Annotated in this window: 21 protein-coding genes; 14 read left to right on the forward strand and 7 right to left on the reverse strand. The window is 68.2% G+C overall.

The features are described from left to right. Window positions 1–68: 68 nt before the first annotated feature. The gene (locus tag JWS14_RS51145; protein ID WP_255315001.1) at window positions 69–203 is read left to right on the forward strand and encodes a hypothetical protein; all 135 of its coding nucleotides are present in this window, start codon (window positions 69–71) and stop codon (window positions 201–203) included. A gap of 346 nt (window positions 204–549) precedes the next feature. After that, a complete protein-coding gene (locus JWS14_RS08275) occupies window positions 550–840 on the forward strand; it encodes a hypothetical protein (RefSeq protein WP_072945903.1) in 291 nt (96 codons plus the stop codon). A gap of 287 nt (window positions 841–1127) precedes the next feature. Here JWS14_RS08275 and JWS14_RS08280 read toward each other — a convergent pair whose 3' ends face one another. From JWS14_RS08280 to JWS14_RS08290, 3 genes are all read right to left on the reverse strand, one after another. Further along, on the reverse strand, window positions 1128–2249 hold the full coding sequence (locus tag JWS14_RS08280) for a methyltransferase (protein WP_206012846.1): 1122 nt from the start codon (window positions 2247–2249) through the stop codon (window positions 1128–1130). Window positions 2250–2330: 81 nt separating this feature from the next. Then, complete coding sequence (locus JWS14_RS08285) at window positions 2331–3965, reverse strand: AMP-binding protein (RefSeq protein ID WP_206012847.1); 1635 nt, start codon at window positions 3963–3965, stop codon at window positions 2331–2333. Next, window positions 3965–5254, reverse strand: coding sequence for an MFS transporter (locus tag JWS14_RS08290; RefSeq protein ID WP_206012848.1), 1290 nt, complete (start codon window positions 5252–5254; stop codon window positions 3965–3967). The genes JWS14_RS08285 and JWS14_RS08290 overlap by 1 nt, the downstream gene beginning before the upstream one ends. A 299-nt stretch (window positions 5255–5553) precedes the next feature. Here JWS14_RS08290 and JWS14_RS08295 point away from each other — a divergent pair, with 299 nt between their 5' ends. From JWS14_RS08295 to JWS14_RS08320, 6 genes are all read left to right on the forward strand, one after another. Next, window positions 5554–6297, forward strand: coding sequence for an SDR family NAD(P)-dependent oxidoreductase (locus JWS14_RS08295; protein ID WP_206012849.1), 744 nt, complete (start codon window positions 5554–5556; stop codon window positions 6295–6297). Between the two features lie 43 nt (window positions 6298–6340). Continuing rightward, entirely contained in the window at window positions 6341–7528 is a 1188-nt protein-coding gene (locus JWS14_RS08300; protein WP_072945892.1) for an acyl-CoA dehydrogenase family protein, read from the forward strand. A gap of 68 nt (window positions 7529–7596) precedes the next feature. Continuing rightward, entirely contained in the window at window positions 7597–8109 is a 513-nt protein-coding gene (locus tag JWS14_RS08305; RefSeq protein WP_241031288.1) for an acetyl-CoA C-acetyltransferase, read from the forward strand. Window positions 8110–8149: 40 nt separating this feature from the next. Then, window positions 8150–8725: a TetR/AcrR family transcriptional regulator gene (locus tag JWS14_RS08310; RefSeq protein ID WP_072945888.1), complete on the forward strand. Its 576-nt coding sequence runs from the start codon at window positions 8150–8152 to the stop codon at window positions 8723–8725. A gap of 110 nt (window positions 8726–8835) precedes the next feature. Further along, on the forward strand, window positions 8836–9300 hold the full coding sequence (locus JWS14_RS08315) for a winged helix-turn-helix transcriptional regulator (protein ID WP_072945886.1): 465 nt from the start codon (window positions 8836–8838) through the stop codon (window positions 9298–9300). 91 nt (window positions 9301–9391) lie between these two features. Then, on the forward strand, window positions 9392–9805 hold the full coding sequence (locus JWS14_RS08320; RefSeq protein WP_095865777.1) for an ester cyclase: 414 nt from the start codon (window positions 9392–9394) through the stop codon (window positions 9803–9805). A gap of 68 nt (window positions 9806–9873) precedes the next feature. On the opposite strand, the gene JWS14_RS08325 is transcribed toward JWS14_RS08320, so the two are convergent. Beyond that, on the reverse strand, window positions 9874–10968 hold the full coding sequence (locus tag JWS14_RS08325; RefSeq protein ID WP_206012850.1) for a Glu/Leu/Phe/Val family dehydrogenase: 1095 nt from the start codon (window positions 10966–10968) through the stop codon (window positions 9874–9876). 6 nt (window positions 10969–10974) lie between these two features. Then, complete coding sequence (locus tag JWS14_RS08330) at window positions 10975–14487, reverse strand: indolepyruvate ferredoxin oxidoreductase family protein (protein WP_206012851.1); 3513 nt, start codon at window positions 14485–14487, stop codon at window positions 10975–10977. 137 nt (window positions 14488–14624) lie between these two features. Here JWS14_RS08330 and JWS14_RS08335 point away from each other — a divergent pair, with 137 nt between their 5' ends. Both JWS14_RS08335 and JWS14_RS08340 read left to right on the forward strand, forming a co-directional pair. Next, window positions 14625–15137, forward strand: coding sequence for an Lrp/AsnC family transcriptional regulator (locus JWS14_RS08335; protein ID WP_072945874.1), 513 nt, complete (start codon window positions 14625–14627; stop codon window positions 15135–15137). 23 nt (window positions 15138–15160) lie between these two features. Then, window positions 15161–15622, forward strand: a complete 462-nt coding sequence (locus JWS14_RS08340; RefSeq protein WP_072945872.1) for a 6,7-dimethyl-8-ribityllumazine synthase — start codon at window positions 15161–15163, stop codon at window positions 15620–15622. 252 nt (window positions 15623–15874) lie between these two features. Here JWS14_RS08340 and JWS14_RS08345 read toward each other — a convergent pair whose 3' ends face one another. Beyond that, window positions 15875–16516, reverse strand: a complete 642-nt coding sequence (locus tag JWS14_RS08345) for a restriction endonuclease (protein WP_072945870.1) — start codon at window positions 16514–16516, stop codon at window positions 15875–15877. Between the two features lie 190 nt (window positions 16517–16706). On the opposite strand from JWS14_RS08345, the gene JWS14_RS08350 reads away from it, so the two are divergent. Continuing rightward, entirely contained in the window at window positions 16707–17762 is a 1056-nt protein-coding gene (locus tag JWS14_RS08350) for a 2,3-butanediol dehydrogenase (RefSeq protein WP_206012852.1), read from the forward strand. A 3-nt stretch (window positions 17763–17765) separates the two neighbouring features. Here the strand turns inward: JWS14_RS08350 and JWS14_RS08355 are convergent, their stop codons facing one another. Further along, a complete protein-coding gene (locus JWS14_RS08355; RefSeq protein ID WP_206012853.1) occupies window positions 17766–19277 on the reverse strand; it encodes a PucR family transcriptional regulator in 1512 nt (503 codons plus the stop codon). A 121-nt stretch (window positions 19278–19398) separates the two neighbouring features. Here JWS14_RS08355 and JWS14_RS08360 point away from each other — a divergent pair, with 121 nt between their 5' ends. The 3 genes from JWS14_RS08360 to JWS14_RS08370 all read left to right on the forward strand — a co-directional run bounded on the left by JWS14_RS08360 (window position 19399) and on the right by JWS14_RS08370 (window position 21531). Next, entirely contained in the window at window positions 19399–20850 is a 1452-nt protein-coding gene (locus JWS14_RS08360) for a purine-cytosine permease family protein (protein ID WP_206012854.1), read from the forward strand. Beyond that, the gene (locus JWS14_RS08365) at window positions 20843–21250 is read left to right on the forward strand and encodes a YybH family protein (protein WP_206012855.1); all 408 of its coding nucleotides are present in this window, start codon (window positions 20843–20845) and stop codon (window positions 21248–21250) included. The genes JWS14_RS08360 and JWS14_RS08365 overlap by 8 nt, the downstream gene beginning before the upstream one ends. A 128-nt stretch (window positions 21251–21378) precedes the next feature. Then, window positions 21379–21531, forward strand: coding sequence for a hypothetical protein (locus JWS14_RS08370; protein WP_167372209.1), 153 nt, complete (start codon window positions 21379–21381; stop codon window positions 21529–21531). The last annotated feature ends 7 nt before the right edge of the window (window positions 21532–21538 follow it).

Below are 21538 nucleotides of genomic sequence, written 5' to 3' on the forward strand. Positions count from 1 at the left end.
GTTTCCCGGGATATGGCGTACTGTCGGCTCTATCGGAGCCGTCCAGGTTCCGCATTCAGGGATGGTCCATGGCTGACAAATCGCCCCGCAATTCCATGTCGAAGAAATCCGGCAAGTCGCTGAAGGAGAAGCGCGCCGACAAGAAGATGAAGACGAACGGACAGAGCGATCCGGAAATCGTCACGCACGTCAAGAAGCGCTAGCGCCCGTGCGCCTTTCTGGTAGCTGCAGCAACCACAAAGGCGCACAAGCCTGCCCGCTCTACCCACTTCCCACGCTCGACGGCAACACGGAAGTCACCATTCCCACGACCGCCAGACCAGGCTCCACCGCACCGTGCAAGCATCTGGGGGCCTTATGCTTCGGTAGGCAGCGGCAGCTGTCGACGGTTTCGCGCTCGGCTGAGGCCCCTGAAACGCGGTAGTGCCGCCACTTCGCAGCAATCCCATCCGTAACCCACAAAAATGCGCACAGGCGCACACTAAAAGCGTGCATACCGGTGGTCTGCCCACCACAGCCAGTGGTCGAGCAGACGCAGAAGGAGTCACGATGAATCTGAAAACGAGTGCGGCGCGTGCCCTGGTCGCCGGTGCGCTGGGCTTCACCACGCTGGGACTCGGCGCCGTTCCGGCAAATGCTGATCCGTGGCCACCGCCGCTACCCGGCATCTCGGTACCCGACTTGGGTCCACCGCCCGGACAACCGGCGAAGCAGCCATTCTTCCCACCGCCGGGACAGTTGGGCCAACTGCCATTCTTCCCACCGCCGGGACAGTTGGGCCAGCTACCCTTCGTGCCGCCGCCCGGACTCTGGGACAAGCCGTGGAAATGGGTTCGTTGACGCTGATCGTCATGGCGGACATGCTGACTGGTCGCACCGACGTGTTTTCAACGGTCAGGGTTCGCCCGGGGCCAGGCGCCGTACGTGCATCGGATGCATCGCGGCGCGTCGGCCGCGGGTCGGGCTGACGACGAGCGTGACGACGGTGTCCCTCACCTCCCGGTGCTGCTCGGTGACGGCGCCTACGATCGCGCGACGGCGAACCGTTGTGGACGATCCCGGATCTCGTGTCGACGCCGCGGGTCACGCCGGAGTCGTACGGCCCGAACACCACGCAGTCGCGGTCATCAGTCCTGCGCGCCGAGCCGCCACAGCGACGTCACTTCCCGCTTGCGGGCGGCGTGCAGCGCATCCGAGCGGTCGGCGACCTTGCCGTGCCGGGGCGCCACGTCCCGCCGCCCGAGAACGGTGAGGCCGGCGTCGTCGATCAGGGTCAGCAATTCCTCGCGGGTTCGCAGTCCGAGGTGCTCGGCGATGTCGGACAGGATGAGCCAGCCCTCTCCCCCGGGTTCGAGGTGCTCGGCCAGGCCGGCGAGGAATCCGCGGAGCATCCGGCTGTCCGGGTCGTAGATCGCGTACTCGATGGGCGAGGTGGGCCGGGCCGGGATCCACGGCGGGTTGCACACGACCAACGGCGCCCGGCCGTCGGGGAACAGATCCGTTTCCACGACCTGCACCCGACCGGCGTAGTCGAGCCGGTCCAGATTCGCCCGCGCGCATGCCAGCGCGTTCGCGTCGAGTTCGGTCGCGATCACCTTCTCGACACCGCGGTGCGCAAGGACGGCCGCCAGCACGCCGGTGCCGGTGCCGATGTCGAACGCTGTCGCGAGCGAAGGCAGCGGGGTATCGGCGACGAGGTCGACGTATTCGCCGCGAATCGGTGAGAACACGCCGTAGCCGGGGTGGATGCGCGCACCGAGGGCGGGGATCTCGACGCCCTTTTTCTGCCACTCGTGGGCGCCGATCGCGCCGAGCAGATCCCGCAGCGTGGTGACCGTCGGCTGGTCGGTCGGTCCGTATGCCGCGAGCACCGCCTGCCGCACGTCGGGGGCGCGGCGCAACGGAACGGTCTGGTCGGCGTCGAACGGCACCAGCAGCATCCCGAGGATGCCTGCCCGCCGCGACTGTGTCTGCCGGTGCAGATGGAACGCGGTGGCCGGGTCCGTGGACGTCTTGCGGGCCTTGCGGTCGGTGCGGGCGGCGACGGCCGTGCCGAGCTGGCGGGCGTTGTGGAAATCACCGCGCCACAGCAGCGCCGTCCCCTCGCACGCCAGACGGTAGGCCTCGTCGGCGGTCATCGAGTCGTCGGCGACCCTGATCTTCTTCGGGGGCGCCGCCCCGCTGGTGGACCGCCACACCGCCGAATGCTCGGTGCCGTCCTCGGTCCAGCGGACGAACTCGGTTTCCATGAGGGAGAGCCTAGGCCTACGGCCCGTGAGTGGTTAACGAGTGCAGGGACTCCTTAACCACTCACGGGCGGCGGAGCCGCCCTACGGGAGTGCGCGGACCGCCGCCCGGCGGAGCTTGCCGACTTCGGTGCGTGGGAGGTCGGGCCGGAAGTCGACGACCTTCGGCGCCGCGTAGGGCCCGACGCGCTGCGCGACGAGTTGCTTCAGTTGCGTGACGAGGTCGCTGTCGTCACCCGGGGTGTCCGCGCGGACGACGACCGCCCGGACCACTCCGCCGCGGACCGGATCTTCGTACGCGACTGCCGCCGCGTCCGCGACCGCCGGGTGCTGCAGCAGCGCGTTCTCGACCTCCACCGGGCTGATGTTGTGTCCCGACGCGATGATCATGTCGTCGTCCCGGCCCAGTATCTGCCACCGCCCTTCGGAGTCTGTGACGGCGCGGTCCTCGGTGAGGAACACGTCGCCGCGCCAGCGGTCGGCCCACAGTTCGGGGGCGTTCTCGTACCCGCTGGACATCTGGTGGCGGGGCTGCCGTACCGCGATCAATCCCGGCAGGCCCTCGGCCACCGGTTCGCCGTCCCGGTCGGCGAGGAAGGTGTCGAAACCCGGGATCCCGGCGGACATCCAGCCGGGAACGGACCGCGTTTCGGTGCCCTGGGTGTCGCCGAGCAGCATGCCGACCTCGGACAGTCCGTATCCGTTGCGCACGGCGGGTGCACCGGTGCCGGCCCAGTCTGCGGCGACCGCTGCGGTCAGCGGTTCACCGGCAGCGGCGACGGTGCGGAGCGACGCCGGTACCCCTTCCTGCGCGAACGTCGCCGTCAGTCGCCGCAGTGCGGCAGGCGCGGTGGTGAGGATCGTCGCCTTCTCCTCCCTGATGACGCGATGCCAGGCCTCGGGGACGAACTTGCCCGAGTACATGACCCGCGGCACGCCCAGCGCCATGACGGCGGCGCCGGTGCTGAACAGTCCGAACGCCCACGCCGGGTCCGAGGTGGAGAAGACGATGCTGTCGCGGGTGGCCCCGAGAACGGTCTTCGCGTAGGGCATGACCGAGACGAACGTGGCGTGGGTCATGGTGCACGCCTTCGGTGTTCCGGATGTTCCGCTGGTGAACAGCAGGGTGGCGGTGTCGCCCAGTGCGGTCTTCTCGAGCGGACCGTCGGCGGCGGCCAGGTCGACCTCGGTCCAGAACGACTTGTCGGTCCCGCCGGCCGCGCCGTCTCCGACGACGAACACGGCCGGGTCGAGTCCGTGGGTCGCCTGCGCCTCCGCGAGCGCCGGCCGGTACCGCCGATCGACCACGATCGCGCGGACTCCTGCCGCGTCGAGCCGAAGACCGATCGCATCCGGGGCGAAACCGCCGAACAACGGCACGTACACCAGCCCGGATCGCCATACCGCCAGCGCGGTGATCCAACTCTCGACCTGTCGGGACAGCAGTCCGCCGACGCGGTCTCCCCGCTTCAGGCCCGCTCGGGCGAACACCCGTGCCGCCTTGGCGGCGAGACGGTCGAGTTCGAAGTACGTCCAGCGGTCGGCCGACCCGTCTTCGTGCCGGACGGTCAGCGCCACCCGATTCGGGTCGGCGGTGTAGCGGGTGCAGATCTCGTGTGCCGTGTTGAAGTCGCCGCCGAACGGGTCGCGGTCCAGCAGGGATTCGATGTCCTGCCAGGCAGCGGCGAGTGCGGGCGACGCGGGTCCGTCGAGAGACATCAGTGGTTCACCTTTGCAGTTTTCGTCAGGGTCAGAACGAGGACGGTGATCGCGCACGCCGCGGCGATGTATGCGGCCAGTGCCCACGCACCGTCCGTCTCGGCCGCGATCGCCACCGCGATGAACGGTGCCGGCGCGCTGAACACGACGCCGCCGAACTGATAGGCGACGGACGCGCCCGTGTACCGGACCTCGGCAGGGAACAGACCGGTGACGTATCCGGCGACCGCGGAGTAGGTGACGGCGTGGCCGATGGTGATGATCAGAATCATCGCCAGCAGCACCGCGGCACCCGTGCCGGTGGACAGCAACCAGAAGAACGGGTACGCGATCGCGGCCATGTAGACGGAGCCGTAGATCAGCATCTTCCGAGTCCCGATCCGGTCCGCGATCATCGACGCGTAGGGCACGGACACGATGTCGAGGACGCACGCGACGAGGATGCTGAGCAGAATCGTCTGCCGCGAGATGCCGAGTTCCTTCGGGCCGTACGACAGCACGAAGACGGTGACGAGGTAGAAGGGCACGAGTGAGGCGGCCTGGGTGAGTATGCCGACGCCGAGTGCGCGCTTCTCACCCCGCAGCACCGCGAGGATCGGGAAGTCGGCAATCTTCTTGTCGCGCTTGACGTTCTCGAATTCCGGCGATTCGACGACCTTCAACCGCACGTACATGCCGACCGCGACCAGCCCGGCGCTGGCCAGGAACGGAAGCCGCCAACCCCACGCCTGCACCTGGTCCTCCGGAAGCTGCTCGACGAGGAGAAACGCGAGTGTGGCGAGCACGAGTCCGGCGGGAACGCCGGCTTGCGGCCAGCTGCCGTAGAACGCGCGTTTCTCGCGCGGTGCGTGTTCGACCGCCATCAGTACCGCGCCGCCCCATTCTCCGCCGACCGCGAAGCCCTGGGCAAGGCGCGCGAGGACGAGCAGCACGGGCGCCGCGAGACCGATGGCGCCGTAGGTGGGGATCAGACCGATGGCGACGGTCGACGACCCCATCAGCACCAGGGAGAACACCAGCATCTTCTTGCGGCCGATGCGGTCTCCGAAGTGCCCGAAGACGATGGCTCCGGCGGGACGGGACACGAACGCGACGCCGAACGTCGCGAACGCGGCGAGTGTCCCCGACAGCGGACTGAGTGACGGGAAGAACGCCTTCCCGAAGATCAGGGCGGCCGCGGTCCCGAAGATGAAGAAGTCGTACCACTCGATCGCGGTTCCGACGAAGGACGCGAACGCGACCTTCCGGGGTTCGACCCGGGTGACCTCCAGGTCGTCGATGACTCTCATATCGAATCTCCCATCGCTGCTGATGTCGGGCGGTGCGGTTGCCTGTCGGCCCGGTGCCACCGCGGTTGTGATCGAGCGGTCGGGCCTCGTCCGGAGTTCGCCGATCGGACCTCGCGTCCGCGACGTCGCCCCGTGTGGCCGCAGTCACAGGTTTAACACAGCCGCCGCGTCGACCGCAAGCATTTTTGTACCGATTGATCCAGCCTCAAGGCATTCGCGTTAGTCGATCATTAAGTGCGTTTACATCAAATTTCTCGACGGCTCTGGACTATTTTTGGATCGGTCAGTACATTTCTGGCATGAACGAGAACGACAACGAAGATCTCCGCGTCGCACTGGTGTCCGGCGGCTCCCGCGGCATCGGGGCCGCCGTCACCATCGGCCTGACCCAGCGCGGCTGCCGGGTGGGTTGCACGTACCGAACCGGCCGTGACGAAGCCGAGAAGCTCACCGCGAACGCCCCTGAACAGGTACTACCGATCCACTTCGACCTGCACGACGACACCACGGCGACCTCCGCGGTGGAGCACGTCGTCTCCCATTGGGGACGCCTCGATTCGCTGATCCTGAATGCGGGTCAGTGGTCGGGCGGACGGCTCAACGCGACGAAACCGGACGCCTGGTGGAGCGTGATCGAGACGAACCTCCGCGGCACCGTCGCCCTCGCCCGGGCCGCGCTACCCCACCTCGCGAACGGCACGTCACCGAGCATCGTTCTGGTGTCGTCGGTCGTCGGCGTGATCGGTCACCCCGGCGACACCGCCTACGCGAGCGCGAAATCGGCGATGGTCGGCTTCGGGCGATCGCTCGCGAAGGAGGTCGCCCGTGACGGCATCCGGGTCAACATCCTGGCCCCCGGCTTCGTCGCCACCGACATGACCGACGCGGTGCCCGCATCCGCGCGCAGGCGCATCGAACAGGACACCGTCCTGGGCCGATTCGGCACCGTCGACGAAATCGCCAAGGCCGCAGTCTTCCTCAGCGAAGACGCCACGTTCTGCACCGGCTCCGTTCTCACCGTCGACGGAGGCTGGGCGCTGTGACACACCACGACTGTGACGACCCACAACGAAGGGAAGAAACACCATGACCGCGACACTCACGCATTCGGCCGGAATTCCGGAGTCGGAGTACCTGACCCTCCGGGACCGCATCTTCGAAGCGATCTGGTCCGAACTCGATCCGCTGGAACAGCTGATCGAGGACGACGAGCAGGTTCCGCACGACATCGTCATGCCGATCCTCACCCGGATCGGCGCGCTCGGCCTGCTGGTCCCCCGCGAGTACGGCGGCAGCGGACTCTCGATCGCCCAGTACCTGCCGATCATCGCCGAGTTCGCCAAGGTGCAGGGCGGCCTGCGGGTCATCGTGCACGTGCACAACTCGTTCGCCCACGCGCTCTCCGAAATCGGGAACGAGCAGCAGAAGGCGGCGGTGCTTCCGGGCGCGGCGACGGGCCGGAATTCGGTCGCGTTCGCGCTCACGGAGCCGGGATTCGGGACCGGAGCCGACCTCGGCTCGACCGCGGTACGAGACGGCGACGACTACGTCATCACCGGCGAGAAATGGTTGATCACCAACTCGGACATCGCGTCTCACTTCATCGTGTTCGCGAAGACGACCGACCGCGAAGTCTCCGCGTTCCTCGTTCCCCGCGACACCGAAGGCCTGTCGATCGCGGCACTGCCCGAGACGATGGGCTGCAAGGGCACCGAGCACGGACACGTCACCCTCGACTCCGTCCGGGTTCCCGCCACCGCACTCGTCGGCGCCGAGGGGCAGGGCAACGAGCATCTCGAACGCGCCCTGGAGATCAGCCGGGTCTTCATCGCGGCAAGTTCGCTCGGTACCTCCGAGCGCGCCCTCGAACTGTCGATCGCCCACGCCAAGAGCCGCGTCACGTTCGGCAAGCCGATCGGCACGCGGCAGGCGGTCCAGCGGTACCTGGCGGAGATGGCCACCGACGTCTACGCCCTGCGCGGCATCCTGGCGGACGCGGCGAGGAAGTGGGATGCGGGCGAACGGATTCCGGCCGAGGCCAGTATGTGCAAGCTGTTCGGCCTCGAGGCGGTCGGGCGGGTGACCGACCGGGCGCTGCTCGTCCATGGCGGCATCGGTTACACGCGTGCGCATCCGATCGAGCGCCTGTACCGGGACGCCCGCCTCAACTGGCTCGAGGAGGGCACGCCGACGATCCAGTATCTGGTGGCGGCGGGACGACTGCTCGACGGGTACGCGTTCTCCGACGCATTCGAGACCTCGCGTCGACCCTGACCCGGCCATCCGCCGACCTGCAGCCGGGGCTCGGCTGCGGGTCGGCGCCGCCCTCGAAGGAGATGACAATGACGAACTCAGACCCCACCGTCCTCGTGGCGGGGGCACGAACCCCGTTCGGACGCTTCATGGGATCTGTCGGGTCTCACCGCCGAGGAACTGGGCGGCGACACGATCGGCGGTGCGCTGCAGTCCGGATGTGCCTGTCGGGAATCGACGCGATCACGCCGGCGCACCGAATGATCGCGTGCGGCGACGCGGTCCTGATCGATCACCTCGCGTTCGACGGCCTCCGCGATGCCTTCACCGGGTTGTCGATGGGGGCGCTGACCGAGGCCGGAAATCCCGGGTACGGCATCACGCGGGAGGCTCAGGACGGCTGGGCCGACGGTGCCTGCGCCGTCGTGGTCACGCGGAAGTCGACGGCCGTCCGCCTCGGCGTCCACTCGGATCGGGTGAGGGCGGCATCGGCGCGGCGGCGCTGTGCGGGGCGGCAGCCAGGGGCAGGCCCTGATCGTGCACGTCGCACGCACTCGGATCACAGACCCGGCCGCGCCGAACCCGTGATCCGGGCCGTCTAGACTCACACCTTCGACCGCCGGGAGACAAAGGGGCCCTTCGATGAGCGACAAGTACGACGCCAACCGGGACCGGGTCCTGCAGGTGGCCGCCGAATTGTTCGCGAAATCGGGGTACCACGGCACCGGCATCGCCGACCTGGGCACGGCGGTCGGGCTCGGCCGCGGGGCGCTGTACCACTACATCGGCAGCAAAGAGGCCGTCCTCTACGAGATCAGCAGCAGGCAACTCGCCCAGATGAACACGGTCGCCGACGAACTCGCGCTGTCGGAGGCCGATCCGGAGAAGCGACTGCGCGGCCTCGCCCGGGCGCTGATGCGCAACATCGCCGAACACCGCGCGGAGTGGACGGTCTTCTTCCGCGAGTACCACGCGCTGACGGACGAGCGTCGTGATCGCATCATCGTCGAACGTGAACGCTACGAATCGCATTGGCGGAACGCGTTGGAACAGGGCATTCGCGACGGGCATTTCCGCGTGCTCCCGCGGCTGATGGTGAAGGGCCTGCTGGGCATGTTCAACTACAGCTACCTGTGGATCACCCCCGCGGGCGCGGAGACGCCCGAGGAGATCGCGGACGAGTTCCTCGACGCCGTCATCATCGGGATGCGGGCGTGAGGCGCTCCGCGCCCGTGCGTGGTTAGCGAGTCCCTGCACTCGTTCGCCGCGCACGGGCGGCGCAGCTGCTGACTTGGACCCGCCAAGCCTGGCGCGACTATTCTCGTCGTATGAGCCCGTCCCCGGCCACGCCTGCCCGCTGTTCCATCGCGCGTGCGCTCGAGGTCCTGGGCGACCGGTGGACGCTGCTCATCGTCCGTGACGCGTTCTGGGGTCACAGCCGATTCTCGGAGTTCACGCGCAGTCTCGGTGTGGCGTCCGATGTGCTCACCGCCCGGCTGGCGTTGCTCGTCGACGAGGGAATTCTCGAGCGCCGCGCGTATCGCCAGGCGGGGTCGCGGGAACGTCAGGAGTATGTGCTGACCGAGAAGGGCAGGCAGTTGCATGTCGTGATCGGGGCGCTGGGCCAGTTCGGTCGCGACCACCTGCCGCGTCCGGGGAGCACCTCCCCCGAATACTCGGACGAGACCACCGGCGAGGCCGTGTCCCTGGCCTTTGTCACCGACGACGGCCGACGCGTGTCCGCATCGACTCTGCACGTGCAGCGAGGAGAACCGGCGCCCACGGGCGACTGACGAAGCCGGCCACATCGTGAGAAAACGACGGCTCGACCTCGTCATACCCATGCTAACTTGGAAAATCCAAGCCAGAGAGAGGCAAGAACGCATGTCCCATCAACACGGAGTTCACGCAGTCGAGAATTTCTGGGCCCGGGTGTGGCAGTCACCCCAGGATCCCCACGCGATCGACGAACTCGTGGTCGAAAACTTCGTCATCGTCAGCGGCGGAGAGACGATCCGCGGCCGGGCCGACTTCAAGGAATGGGTGCTGAAGTTCCAGTCCACCGTCGAGGATCTGGAGTTCATCCCCGTCGAAACGTTCCAGAACGCGGACGGCTCCCGCGTCGCGTCGCTGTGGGAGATGACCGGCCGCAATCGCGGATTCATGGGCACCGAACCCGACGGGCAGCCCATCCACCTGATCGGCACCGCCGTGTGGAACGTGCGCGCCGACGGGATGCTCGAATCCAACCGCGTGGAGCGCAATGCCTGGGAGCTGCACCGGCGGCTGACGGCCTAGGCGCTTCGCGCCCGTGCGCCTTTCTGGTTGTGGGAGCAACCAAAAAGGCGCACGGGCGGCGGAGCCGCCTACTTCGCTGCCGCGATCCGGGCCTCGGCGACGGCGTCGGCTGCGGCGCCGGCGAGGATGCCGTCCCGCTTCGCGATGTCGAGGATCTGCACGACGGTGGCGAAGATCTTCTCGACCTGCGCGCGGACGTCGTCGGCGGACGTGCCGAGCCGCTCGCCGGCGACCTGGATGAGTCCGCCGCCGTTGGCGACGTAGTCGGGGACCCACGTGATGCCGCGGTCACCGAGATCGTGCTCGACGATCGGGTGGGCGAGCTGGTTGTTCGCGGCCCCGCAGATCACCTGGGCGGTGATCGCGGCGACGGATTCGTCGGTGAGGGTGGCGCCCATCGCGCAGGGTGCGTAGACGTCGAGTTCCAGGTCGATGACGCTGGAGGCGATCTTCACCTCGGGGAAGTCGCGGGCCACCCGATCGAGTGCGGCTGCGTTGACGTCGGTGGCGACCACCGACGCACCGTCGGCGAGCAGCAGCTTGATCAGCTGGTAGCCGACCTTGCCGATGCCCTCGACCCCGACGACGCGTCCGGCGAGGCTCGGGGTGCCCCACTTCTCCTGCGCGCCGGCGCGCATGCCCTGGAAGACGCCGAGGGCGGTCATCGGGGCGCTGTCACCGGATCCGCCGGCGGACGTGTTGCGTCCGACGACGTACTCGGTGGCGCGGCCCATCACGTCGAGGTCGTCGGAGTTGGTGCCGACGTCACCGGCGGTGATGTAGCGCCCGCCGAGCGTCTGGACGAAGCGGGCGTACGCCTCGAGCAGCGCCTCCGACTTTCCGGTGGCCGGGTCGCCGATGATGACGGCCTTGCCGCCGCCGAGGTCGACTCCGGCGATCGCCGACTTGTAGGTCATGCCCCGCGACAGCCGCAGGACGTCCTTGAGGGCGGCGGCCTCGTCGGCGTAGGGGTAGAACCGGGTGCCGCCGAGCGCCGGTCCGAGGGTGGTGTCGTGGATCGCGACGATCGCCTTGAGTCCGGTGGCGGGGTCCTGGAAGAACGTCACCTGCTCGTGCGCGGTGTCGGTGGGGAAATCGGTCCGTTCGAACACTCCGGCGTTCTGGAGCGGTGCGGTGGCGTGACGTTCCGCGGTGAGAGTCATGTCTTCTCAGGACCTTTCCGAAGGGGTGGCGATGGTGATGGTGGAGGTGTCGACGCCGAGTTCGGCGAGACGCTGGAGGTAGACGGTGACGTTGCGCAGCTTGACGTCCTCGTAGCCCCGGACGAGGTCGGGAGTCGCGGCGATCAGCGTGGCGGTGTCGTAGGTGTCGGCGGTGAGGTCGGCGATCAGGCCGGCGACCGTGGCCTCGTAGTGCGCGAGCAGTTGACGCTCGAGACGACGGACCTTGGCGTAGCCGAACGGGTCGAACGCGGTGCCGCGCAGGAACTTCGCCTTGGCGAGGGTCTTGAGCGCGACGTGGGAGCGGGGGCCGAATCCGATCTTGGTCTTGCGGCCCATGGCCTTGAGGACCGGCGGGTGCAGCTTGTAGGTGAGCTTTCCGGCGCCGGGGACCTCGCCGGCGGCCGCGTCGAGGAAGGCCTGGTCGGTGAGCATCCGGGCCACTTCGTACTCGTCCTTGTAGGCGGTGAGCTTGTGCAGCCCGGCGGCGACGGCCTCGCTGAACTCGGTCCGGCTGCCCAGTGCGCGCTCGGCGTTCCACGCCTGCTGCACCAGGGCGATGTAGCGGGCGGCGACGCGGTCACCCTGGAAGGCGACCAGGTTCGCGGCCCGGCGTTCGGTGAGCTCGCGGGTCGCGCCGTCGAGGGTGGACCCGGCGAACAGGTGGGCCGGGACGACGGTGTCGCTGCGCTGCGGCACGGCGGCCGAGCTGGTGGCGTCGAGGAAGGCCGCCCGGTCGGCGACGGCGACGCGTCCCCAGTGGAACGCGGCCTTGTTGGACTCGACGGCCACCCCGTTGATCTCGAGGGCTTCCTCGATGAACCGGGCGGGGACGGGCAGCCCGCCGGCCTGGTAGGCGGCGCCGACCAGCAGGAAGTTGGCGGCGGCGGTGCTGCCGAACAGCGCGGTGGCGGCGGCGAGGCCGTCGATCGCGGTCAGTTCGCGGGCCGAGACGTCGAGACGCTCGAGCAGCTTGTCCTCGTCCGGGTAGCGGACGGCGGGGTCGTAGACCATGTCGCCGGTCGGGGTCTGGCTCGTCGATGCGACCGTGATGGTGCGGTCGGAGCTGCCGAAGCCGGCGTACTTGGCGTCGGCGGCGGTCAGCAGGTCGAACGCGAGGACGCAGTCGGCGGTCGCGGGGCTGATCCGGTTGGACGGCGCCGAGCTCCCCGCACGCGTCTTCTGGTCGCTCAGCCGCAGGTGCGACGTGACGGGTCCGGCCTTCTGGCTGAGACCGGTCTGGTCGAGTCCCTCGACGTGCAGCCCGGCGCGCAGCGCGGCCATGCCCAGCACCTGGTTGACGGTGACGATGCCGGTACCACCGACACCGGCCATGAACAGGTTGTGGGTTCCGGTCCACACGGCGGGATCGGGGTCGCCGATCTCCGGCGGAACCGGGATCTCGCGCAACGTCTTCGGCGCGCCCTCCTCGGGCAGTTCGACCGTCACGAACGACGGGCAGTCGCCCTCGAGGCAGGAGTAGTCGGTGTTGCAGCTGGTCTGGTCGATCTTGGTCTTGCGGCCGAACTCGGTGTCGACGGGCTGCACGGACAGGCAGTTCGACTTGACGCCGCAGTCGCCGCAGCCCTCGCAGACGGCCTCGTTGATGACGACGCGGGTGCGGCGGGCGGGCAGCTTGCCGCGCTTGCGCTTGCGGCGGGCCTCGGCGGCGCACTGCTGATCGAAGATGAGGACGGTGACGCCCTCGATGTCGCGCAGGACGCGCTGCGCCTCGTCGAGCCGGGTGCGGTCCCACAGCAGCGTGTTGGCGGCGAAGTGGGCGCCCTTGTGCCGCTTCGGGTCCTCGGCGCAGACGATGATCTGCTTGACGCCCTCGGACGCCAGCTTGTGGGTCAGCTGCGGCACGGTCAGCCCGGCCTCGGCGTCCTGGGCGCCGGTCATCGCGACGGCGGAGTTGTAGAGCACCTTGTACGTGATGTTGACGCCGGCCGCGACGCACGCCTGCACGGCGAGCTGGCCGGAGTGGAAGTAGGTGCCGTCGCCGACGTTCTGGAACATGTGCTTGACGTCGCTGAACGGGGCCTGCCCGATCCACTGCGCGCCCTCGCCGCCCATCTGGGTGAGCATCGTGACGGCACTGTCGGTGCGGCCGGACATGGTGACCAGGGTGTGGCAGCCGATGCCGCCGCCCGCGATCGATCCCTCGGGCACCGCGGTGGAGCGGTTGTGCGGGCAGCCGGAGCAGAAGTACGGGGTGCGCGACGTCGGGAGGACGGTCAGTTCGAGGCGCGGCGGCGGGGCCGGGGTCAGCGCGACCCGGTCCTTCAGGACGCGGCGCAGCGGTCCGGTGAGCCGGGCGGCGGTCAGTTCGCCGTCGACGGGGATCAGGTTCTTGCCCTGCGCGTTCTTCTTGCCCAGCACGGCGGGTGCACTGGCGCCGCCGTACAGGATGTCCTTGAGCTGGGACTCGACGAACGGCATCTTCTCCTCGACGACGAGGACCTGCTCGACGCCGTCGGCGAGTTCTCGAACCTTGTCGGCGCCCAGCGGGTAGGGCATGCCGACCCGGAGGATGCGGATGCCGGCGTCCTCGAGCTGGGAGTCGCCGAGCCCGAGGTCGAGCAGGGCCTGGCGCAGCGAGTCGTACGCGGTGCCGACGGCGGCGATGCCCAGCCACGCGGTGCGCGGGTTGACCTCGATCGCGTCGATGTCATTGGCGGCGTTGAACGCCTCGACCATCGCCCAGCGCGGGCCGTAGAGGTCGGCCTCGGCGTAGACGCTGTCGGGCGGGGACGCGAGCACGCGCTGCCGGTACGACCACGGCTTGCCGTTCCACTCGATCTCGGGGAGCACGATGTCGAGGCCGGCGAAGTCGCGGTCGAGGGTCCAGAGTCCGTCGGCGACGTCGGCGACGATCTTCATGCCCGACCAGCAGCCGGAGATCCGCGACAGCGCCACCCCGTAGAGGCCGAACGTGATGACCTCCTCTGCGTTGCGCGGGAAGAAGACGGGCATGCCCATCGCGGCCATGGACCGTTCGCTGGCGCAGGGGATGGTGGAGGACTTGGCGTTGGGGTCGTCGCCCACGAGGACGAGGACGCCGCCGCGCGCGTTGGCGCCGTACATCGCGGCGTGCCGGATGGAGTCGCTGGCGCGGTCGAGGCCGGGACCCTTGCCGTACCAGACGCCGACGACGCCGTCGTGGGTGCGCTCGCCCTGCGGGAGGTCCACCTGGCTGCCCCAGACGGACGTCGCGGCGAGTTCCTCGTTCATGCCGGGCACGAATTTCACGTCGTGGTCGGTGCTCAGCGTGGGGATGGCGGCGATGGTGCGGTCGAGGCCGGCGAGGGGGCTGCCCTGGTAGCCGGAGACGAACGTCGCGACGTTCAGGCCCGCGCGGCGGTCGCGTTCGTGCTGCTCCACCAGCTGGCGGGCGATGGCCTGGACACCGGTCATCAACACCGGACCCGAGTCGGCCCGGTATCGGTCGGCGAGATCAAAGGATGCTGCACTGGTGCGAGCGTCGTCTAGCTGAGTCATTGCGATTCCCGATCCGTCGCGTTGAGCATTTCGTGAGCTTGATCCTGTATCTGCTCTATGATTTGGTCAACGCAAATCGGATCAACTGATCAGTTCACGCAACAGGTGACGGTGGTCACTTCCCGGAGGTACCCAAAGTGCTCAGCATCGACAAGCTCGACGTGCAGTTGCTCGGACTGCTCGGCCAGGACTCACGCATGAGCGTGGCCGAACTCGCCAACTCGCTGGGCGTCGCCCGCAACACGGTGCAGTCCCGGATGAAGCGCATGGAGACCAGCGGGCTGCTCACCGGCTTCCGCCCAAACCTCGACCTCGCCGAGGTCGGCATTCCCATCCAGGCGTTCGTCGGGCTGGAACTCGAACAGGGCAAGCTGACCGCCGTCGGCAACCGTCTCGTCGACCTGCCGGAGGTCATCGAGATCCACGCGACCACCGGCCGGGAGGACCTGCTGGTGCGGGTGGCGACGTCCACGCACGCGGAGCTGCAGAAGTTGCTGGAGAAGATCGCGAACCTGCCCGGCATCACGCATTCGACGACCACCATCGCGCTGACGAGCCCGCTGCCGTACCGGATTCAGCCGCTGCTCGAGCACCTCACCGACGACTCCGGGTGGGGCCGGTCGACGGCACTGCCCCGTTCACACCGCTAGGACCGGTGCAGTAGTTTCAGACCATGAGTGAGAGTCAGGGACGAATCGCGTTCATCCAGGCCACGTGGCACCGCAGCATCGTCGACCGCGCACGCGACGGCTTCACCGACGAGGTGACCACGCTGGGCTATTCGAAGGACGATCTGGACTTCTTCGAGGTGCCGGGCGCGTTCGAGATCCCGCTACACGCACGCCGCCTCGCCCTCACGGGGCGTTACGACGCCGTCGTCGCGGCCGCGCTCGTCGTCGACGGCGGCATCTACCGGCACGAGTTCGTCGCGACCGCGGTGATCGACGGCCTCATGCGGGTGCAACTCGACACGGACGTGCCGGTGTTCTCGGTTGTGCTGACCCCGCACCACTTCCACGAGCACGACGAGCACCTCACCTACTTCGGCGAGCACTTCGTCAAGAAGGGCGCCGAGGCCGCGCGGGCCTGCGTCGCCACCGTCACATCGCTGAAGTCGCTGCCGACCGCGAACTGACGCGCCTCCCGAATCCGCAACGAGAACACCACCGCCGGTACGTACCGGCGGTGGTGTTCTCGTATTTCCGGGGTCGGGTGCGCTACCCGGCGACGAAATGCGACAGAATCGCCTGCACCGCAGCCGGGTCGATCTTTCCCGCATTACCCATCAGGCCGTTCATCAAGCCCATATTCATCTCCGCGATTCCACTCGAATGTCGACAGTCACGCTGGCTGTCGTCGGCGCGAGCGAGATCGTTACGGGGTCGAACTATCCGGCCCTCGCGTGCCGGTGCTGGACGAAGAGGAGCCAGAACACCGGCGCGCCGACGACGGCGAGGATGGTCGCGAACACGCGGAGCCCGACGTTCCCCTCACCGAAGGGGGCGATCATGAGGACGATCGTGCAGACGACGGCGCCGAGCAGTTGCCAGTGCGCGCCGAAGAAGCCCGCGATCATCGCCCATGCGTTGCGGGCGACGATGCGCGCCGGCGACTCGGGCTCGGGTGGGGGCGGCGGGGACGGGGTCACCGCAACCGTCGAGTTACGAGCGGCGGCCACCAGTTTCGGGGCGTGGGCGCCGAGCGGCGGGGTTTCGCCGTCGGGTTCGCACCGGAACAGGGCGATGCCGACGGCGTCCGCGTAGTCGACGGCCTCGTCGGTGTATCCGGGGCCGGAGAAGTACAGCAGTTTCCGGGCGTGGCTGGTTCCGCGGGTGCCGTAGAGGTTCGCGAGATCCGATTTGCCTGCGCTGCCGCCGCGCCACTTCACCTGCGCGTACGCGCGTGACGAGTAGACGTCGATGCCGCCGTCCGTGCCGCCGAGTAGCGCTGTCGCGTCGCCGTAACCGAGCTTCTGCATCTGCTCGGCGGCATTGATTTCAGCTTCAGCCGCCGTGCGTATGCGTGCCATGCCTCACTCCCCCAGATCGAACCAGTCTTTCCCTTCGAAGGTACCCGCAGATCCGGCCAAACCAGCTATCCGCCGGTGAACGTCACACAGTCGTCGTCGGATTGCAACGCACTGCAACCCTTCCCGGCCGCGTGCCGGCGTCGTACCGTTCGGCCCATCAGCAGGTTCACAACGAGGTGAGGGCGGATTCATGAGAGCAGCGCGCTTCCACGGACGACGCGACATCCGGATCGACGACATCCCCGAACCGGAACTACGGCCCGGCGCCGTGAAACTCCGGGTCGGGTGGTGCGGCATCTGCGGCACCGACCTGCACGAGTACCTGGAGGGCCCGATCTTCATCTCCCCGCCGGGACATCCGCATCCGCTGTCGCACGAGAACGCGCCGGTGACGATGGGCCACGAGTTCTCCGGGACGGTGGAGGAGGTCGGTGAGGGCGTCACCGATGTCGCGGTGGGCGACAACGTGGTGGTGGAGCCGTACTTCGTGTGCAACGAGTGCGCGTCCTGCACGGCGGGCAATTATCACCTGTGTACGAAGATGGGGTTCATCGGATTGGCCGGTGGCGGAGGCGGACTCAGTGAGAAGGTGGTGGTCGACCGCCGGTGGGTGCACAAGATCGGCGACATCCCGCTCGACGAGGCGGCCCTGATCGAACCGCTCAGCGTCGCGCATCATGCGGTCGTCCGCAGCGGGGCCGAGGCCGGCGACGTCGCGCTGGTCGGCGGTGCCGGGCCGATCGGACTCCTGGTCGCCGCGGTCCTGAAGGGTCTGGGTGTCACCACGATCGTCACCGAACTCAGTGACGCCCGGAAGCAGAAGGCGCTGTCCAGTGGGGTCGCCGATCACGTCGTCGACCCGTCCTCGGAGGACGTGAAGGCCCGGGTGCTCGAGCTGACCGGCGGCGTCGGCGCCGATCTCGGGTTCGAGTGCGCGGGGGTGAACGCCGTCCTCGACACCATCCTCGACGCCGTCCGTCCCGCGGCCGTGGTGGTGAACGTGTCGATCTGGGGCAAGCCCGCGACGGTCGACATGCAGAAACTCGTCCTCAAGGAGATCGACCTGCGCGGCACCATCGCCTACGTCCGCGACCACGAGGCGGTGATCGAGATGGTCCGCAGCGGGGTGATCGACCTGGCCCCGTTCATCACGGGCCGGATCGAACTCGACAACCTGGTCTCCGAGGGACTCACCACGTTGATCGAGCACAACGACACGGCGGTGAAGATCCTGGTCCGGGCGTGACCGTCAGTCGGGTTCGTCCGTCGACGGCGTCACCGCCCTGGCCTTGAGTGCCAGCCACAACTCCATGCGGTCGTCGGCCTGGTCGAGGTTCCGTCCGGTCAGCGCAGCGATCTTGTCGATCCGGTTCCGGACGGTGTTGCGGTGCACAGAGAGGGCGGCCGCCGCGGGGTCCCATGCCCCGTTGGCGCGCAGCCATTCCTCGAGTGTTCGCTGGAGTTCGACGCGTTCGCGCGGCTCGAGCTGATCGAGGGGTGCGAGGACGGCGGTCGAGAAGCCGCTGAGCACGTCGGCCGAGCCGAGGCGCAGCAGCAACTGGACGGTCTCCCCCTCCTTGGCGTCGACGGCGCGGCCCAGCCGGGCACTGACCGCGACGAGGGACCGCGCCTGCATCGCCGACACGGCCAGCGCGTCCACGGGAACCAGCGCGCCGATCCCGATCGCGCATCCCTCCGCGACCCCGGACAGCAGGTCCGCGAGCCCGGCGGACTCGGGGTGCGCGATCTCGATGTCCCAATTACGCTGCCGCAGGACGGCATCCGGGAGGGCCGAACCGATCCGGACGGTCAGATCGGCCACCGCGTCGGGAGCGGAGCGCACGACAGCGATCTGCAGTGGGTCGCGGGACAGCCCGATGCCGGCGGCGATCTGATGCGCGCGTTCCCGCCGAAGTCCGGGCCGGAGCAACTGCGCCAGCGCCGCCGCCCGCCGCTGCCGCTCGGGTTCGCCGGCCACGTGACGGCGTTCGAGTTCGAGCGACAGGAGCGAGACGAGAACATTGGACGCGTGACGCAGCGCGCTGTCCGCCGACCTCTCGAGCACGACGAACGCGAGCGGGTTCTCGATGCGAACGGGGTGCAGTTCGAGTTCCCGCCGTCCGGCGCCGCCGAACGCCGTCCAGCCCCTGGCGCGGGTGGTGTAGCGACCCACCTGATCCTCAGCGTCCTGCAGGAACGCCGCATCGACCCCGTCGGAGAGTTGGACGACCCCGCCCGACGCGTCCAGCACCGCGCAGAGTGAGCCGCTGACGGAACGCCACGTGTCGAGCAGTCCGCTCAGCGGCGACGGTCCGGCCGCGACCGCCGTGAGCCGATAGCTCAATTCGATGGCGTCCTCGAGCGCACGTTTCTCCTCCTCGGCTATCCGGGAGAAAATCCACTTGGTGATGGCGATGAACGGCACCGAATCGGGGGCGATGAGCAGCGGGACGCCGAATTCACGCGCCGCCTCGACGAGCGGCGCCGGTGGTGCCTGATAGGGCAGCCCGTGCCCCAGCCCCAGGCACAGCGCGGCGACCCCGCCCGCGACGCAGTCCCGGACGTAGTCGCGGCACCCGGACTCGGTCATGGGAAGCATGAGACCGACGGTCATCAGCAACTCCCCGCCCTGCAGCCAATCCCGCGGGCGCGTCAGTTCGGACACGTGCGCTGCGGTGATGGGGTTGTTCACCCCGGCCGTGCCGCTCATCGACGTGAGCCGGAGCGTGGGAGCGGACAGCACGTCCTGGACGGTGATCACCGGCATCCCCTTGTACGAATTGCCCAACCGTAATAGACGAACTGTACATCTCGCCTCTGGTGCCGGAGCGGCGCACTGCGCAGAGTAGTGATCAGAGCCACAGCACCTCCTAGGAGTTTCAGTGACAGATCACTCCGGCGACACCGCCGCGACCCTCGGTGGCACCATCGAGACCCGCTCGATCGACTACGTCCCCGAGGACGAACGTCACGGGAAGGTCCGCGACCAGGGCCCCTTCTGGTTCGTCGGAAACTTCCAGCCCTTCACGGTGGCCATCGGCTTCGTCGGTCCCGCCCTCGGCCTGTCGCTGGGCTGGACGGTCGTCGCGGGCATTCTCGGCATCTTCTTCGGAACGTTGTTCATGGCGTTCCACGCGTCGCAGGGACCGGTCCTCGGACTCCCGCAGATGGTGCAGTCCCGCGCGCAGTTCGGCTACCGCGGTGTCGTCCTCGCGCTGATCGGGACCTTGTTCACGTACGTCGGGTTCAACGTGGTGGACGTCGTCATCATCAAGTCGGGCCTGCACAGCATCTTCGGGTGGAACGCGGCCGTCATCGCCGTCGTCATCACCGCCGTCGCGACGCTCCTCGCCATCTACGGCCACGACCTGCTGCATCTGTCGTTCCGCGTGCTGTTCTGGCTGTCGCTGCCGCTGTGGGCCATCCTCACGTGGGGCGTCGTATTCGGGCACGCCGGCGGCAACGCGGGCGCCACGACGGGCGGGTTCACGCTGCTGGCGTTCATCGCCCAGTTCAGTGTCGCGGCCTCCTACAACATCACGTACGCGCCGTACGTGTCGGACTACTCGCGGTACCTGCCGCGCAACACGCGGACGTCGGCGATCGTGTCGGCCGTGTTCCTCGGCGCCTCCGCGTCGCCGGTCTGGCTGATCCCGGTGGGCGCGTGGATGGCCACCCGACTCGGAGCGACGGATGCGCTCGCCGGCATCCACGACGCCGGCAACTCGGTGGTCCCGTTCCTCGGCAGCGTGCTCGCCCTCGTCGCGACGCTCGTACTGGTGGCCACCATGGGCCTGAACGCGTACAGCGGCATGCTCACCGTGATCACCGGCATCGACTCCTTCCGGAAGGTCACCCCCTCCCGCCGGATCCGGGTGGTGACCGTCCTCGCGCTGGCGGCGGTCTGGCTGGTGCTGAGTCTGCTGTTCACCGATTCGACGACCGTCCTGAACACGACGCTGCTGATCATGCTGTACCTCCTCGTGCCGTGGACCGCCGTCAATCTCACCGACTTCTTCTTCGTGCGCCGCGGGCACTACGCCATCACCGACCTGTTCACGCCGGACGGGTTGTACGGAATGTGGTCGTGGCGGGGCATGACCGCCTTCTTCGCCGGCATCGTCGCGTCCGTTCCGTTCATGGTGCTGCCGTTCTACGTCGGACCGATCGCCGCGGCGCTCGGTGACGTCGACGTCGCGTTCGCGGTCGGCCTCGCCGTGTCCGGGATCGTGTACTGGTTCCTGTCCCGGTCGCTCGACCTCGACACCGAGGAACGGTTCATCGAAGACAGCGAAGCCGCACTGGCAGTCGAGGAGACACCCGCTCATGGCTGACACGGCGACGACAGCAGACGTCCAGGACGCGATCGACGCGCTGATCCGGGCATTCGGCGAGCACGACACGACCGCCTACTTCGAGGCGTTCAGCCCGGACGCGACGTTCGTCTTCTACACCCACCCGGTGCCGCTGCCGAGTCGCGAGGCCTACCGAGAACTGTGGACCGAGTGGGAGTCGGACGGTTTCCTCGTCCTGGCGTGCCGCTCCAGCGAGCAGAACGTCACGTTCCCGGCCCCGGATGTCGCGGTGCTGACGCATCGGGTCGGCACCACGGTGCGGGATTCGACGGGAACTGTCGAACTCGACGAGCGGGAGACGATCCTGTTCCGGCGTCGCGAAGGCTCGGGCTGGATCGCCGTCCACGAGCACTTGTCGCCCCAGTCGAACACAGACTGATAGCTGTCAGATAGCTGGCTCGACGTGCACCACGTCACATCAGGACCCCGTCGGGTTGCGGAGTCAGGCTCCCGACGGTGTACTGGTGAGTAACCCTGCCCGGCTCGGCCTATCGCGAAGGTGCACAGATGACGGACGAACGGCCCGCCAAGAACCAGACCCGACCGGACAAGGCGACGCGATCGACGCCGAAAGAAGAGACCGCGGACGTCTCCAAGACCGATCTCGCGGCCGTCGTCGACGCGCTGACGGCGACGAACGAGAAGAACTTCGACTTCTGAAACCCGA

The sequence above is a fragment of the Rhodococcus koreensis genome (assembly GCF_017068375.1).
Taxonomy (GTDB): Bacteria; Actinomycetota; Actinomycetes; order Mycobacteriales; family Mycobacteriaceae; genus Rhodococcus_F; species Rhodococcus_F koreensis.

Coding starts and splice junctions, on each gene's coding strand:
- JWS14_RS51145 (WP_255315001.1), top strand. CDS start 69: ATGGCTGACAAATCGCCCCGCAATTCCATGTCGAAGAAATCCGGCAAG.
- JWS14_RS08275 (WP_072945903.1), top strand. CDS start 550: ATGAATCTGAAAACGAGTGCGGCGCGTGCCCTGGTCGCCGGTGCGCTG.
- JWS14_RS08280 (WP_206012846.1), bottom strand. CDS start 2,249: ATGGAAACCGAGTTCGTCCGCTGGACCGAGGACGGCACCGAGCATTCG.
- JWS14_RS08285 (WP_206012847.1), bottom strand. CDS start 3,965: ATGTCTCTCGACGGACCCGCGTCGCCCGCACTCGCCGCTGCCTGGCAG.
- JWS14_RS08290 (WP_206012848.1), bottom strand. CDS start 5,254: ATGAGAGTCATCGACGACCTGGAGGTCACCCGGGTCGAACCCCGGAAG.
- JWS14_RS08295 (WP_206012849.1), top strand. CDS start 5,554: ATGAACGAGAACGACAACGAAGATCTCCGCGTCGCACTGGTGTCCGGC.
- JWS14_RS08300 (WP_072945892.1), top strand. CDS start 6,341: ATGACCGCGACACTCACGCATTCGGCCGGAATTCCGGAGTCGGAGTAC.
- JWS14_RS08305 (WP_241031288.1), top strand. CDS start 7,597: ATGACGAACTCAGACCCCACCGTCCTCGTGGCGGGGGCACGAACCCCG.
- JWS14_RS08310 (WP_072945888.1), top strand. CDS start 8,150: ATGAGCGACAAGTACGACGCCAACCGGGACCGGGTCCTGCAGGTGGCC.
- JWS14_RS08315 (WP_072945886.1), top strand. CDS start 8,836: ATGAGCCCGTCCCCGGCCACGCCTGCCCGCTGTTCCATCGCGCGTGCG.
- JWS14_RS08320 (WP_095865777.1), top strand. CDS start 9,392: ATGTCCCATCAACACGGAGTTCACGCAGTCGAGAATTTCTGGGCCCGG.
- JWS14_RS08325 (WP_206012850.1), bottom strand. CDS start 10,968: ATGACTCTCACCGCGGAACGTCACGCCACCGCACCGCTCCAGAACGCC.
- JWS14_RS08330 (WP_206012851.1), bottom strand. CDS start 14,487: ATGACTCAGCTAGACGACGCTCGCACCAGTGCAGCATCCTTTGATCTC.
- JWS14_RS08340 (WP_072945872.1), top strand. CDS start 15,161: ATGAGTGAGAGTCAGGGACGAATCGCGTTCATCCAGGCCACGTGGCAC.
- JWS14_RS08345 (WP_072945870.1), bottom strand. CDS start 16,516: ATGGCACGCATACGCACGGCGGCTGAAGCTGAAATCAATGCCGCCGAG.
- JWS14_RS08350 (WP_206012852.1), top strand. CDS start 16,707: ATGAGAGCAGCGCGCTTCCACGGACGACGCGACATCCGGATCGACGAC.
- JWS14_RS08365 (WP_206012855.1), top strand. CDS start 20,843: ATGGCTGACACGGCGACGACAGCAGACGTCCAGGACGCGATCGACGCG.
- JWS14_RS08370 (WP_167372209.1), top strand. CDS start 21,379: ATGACGGACGAACGGCCCGCCAAGAACCAGACCCGACCGGACAAGGCG.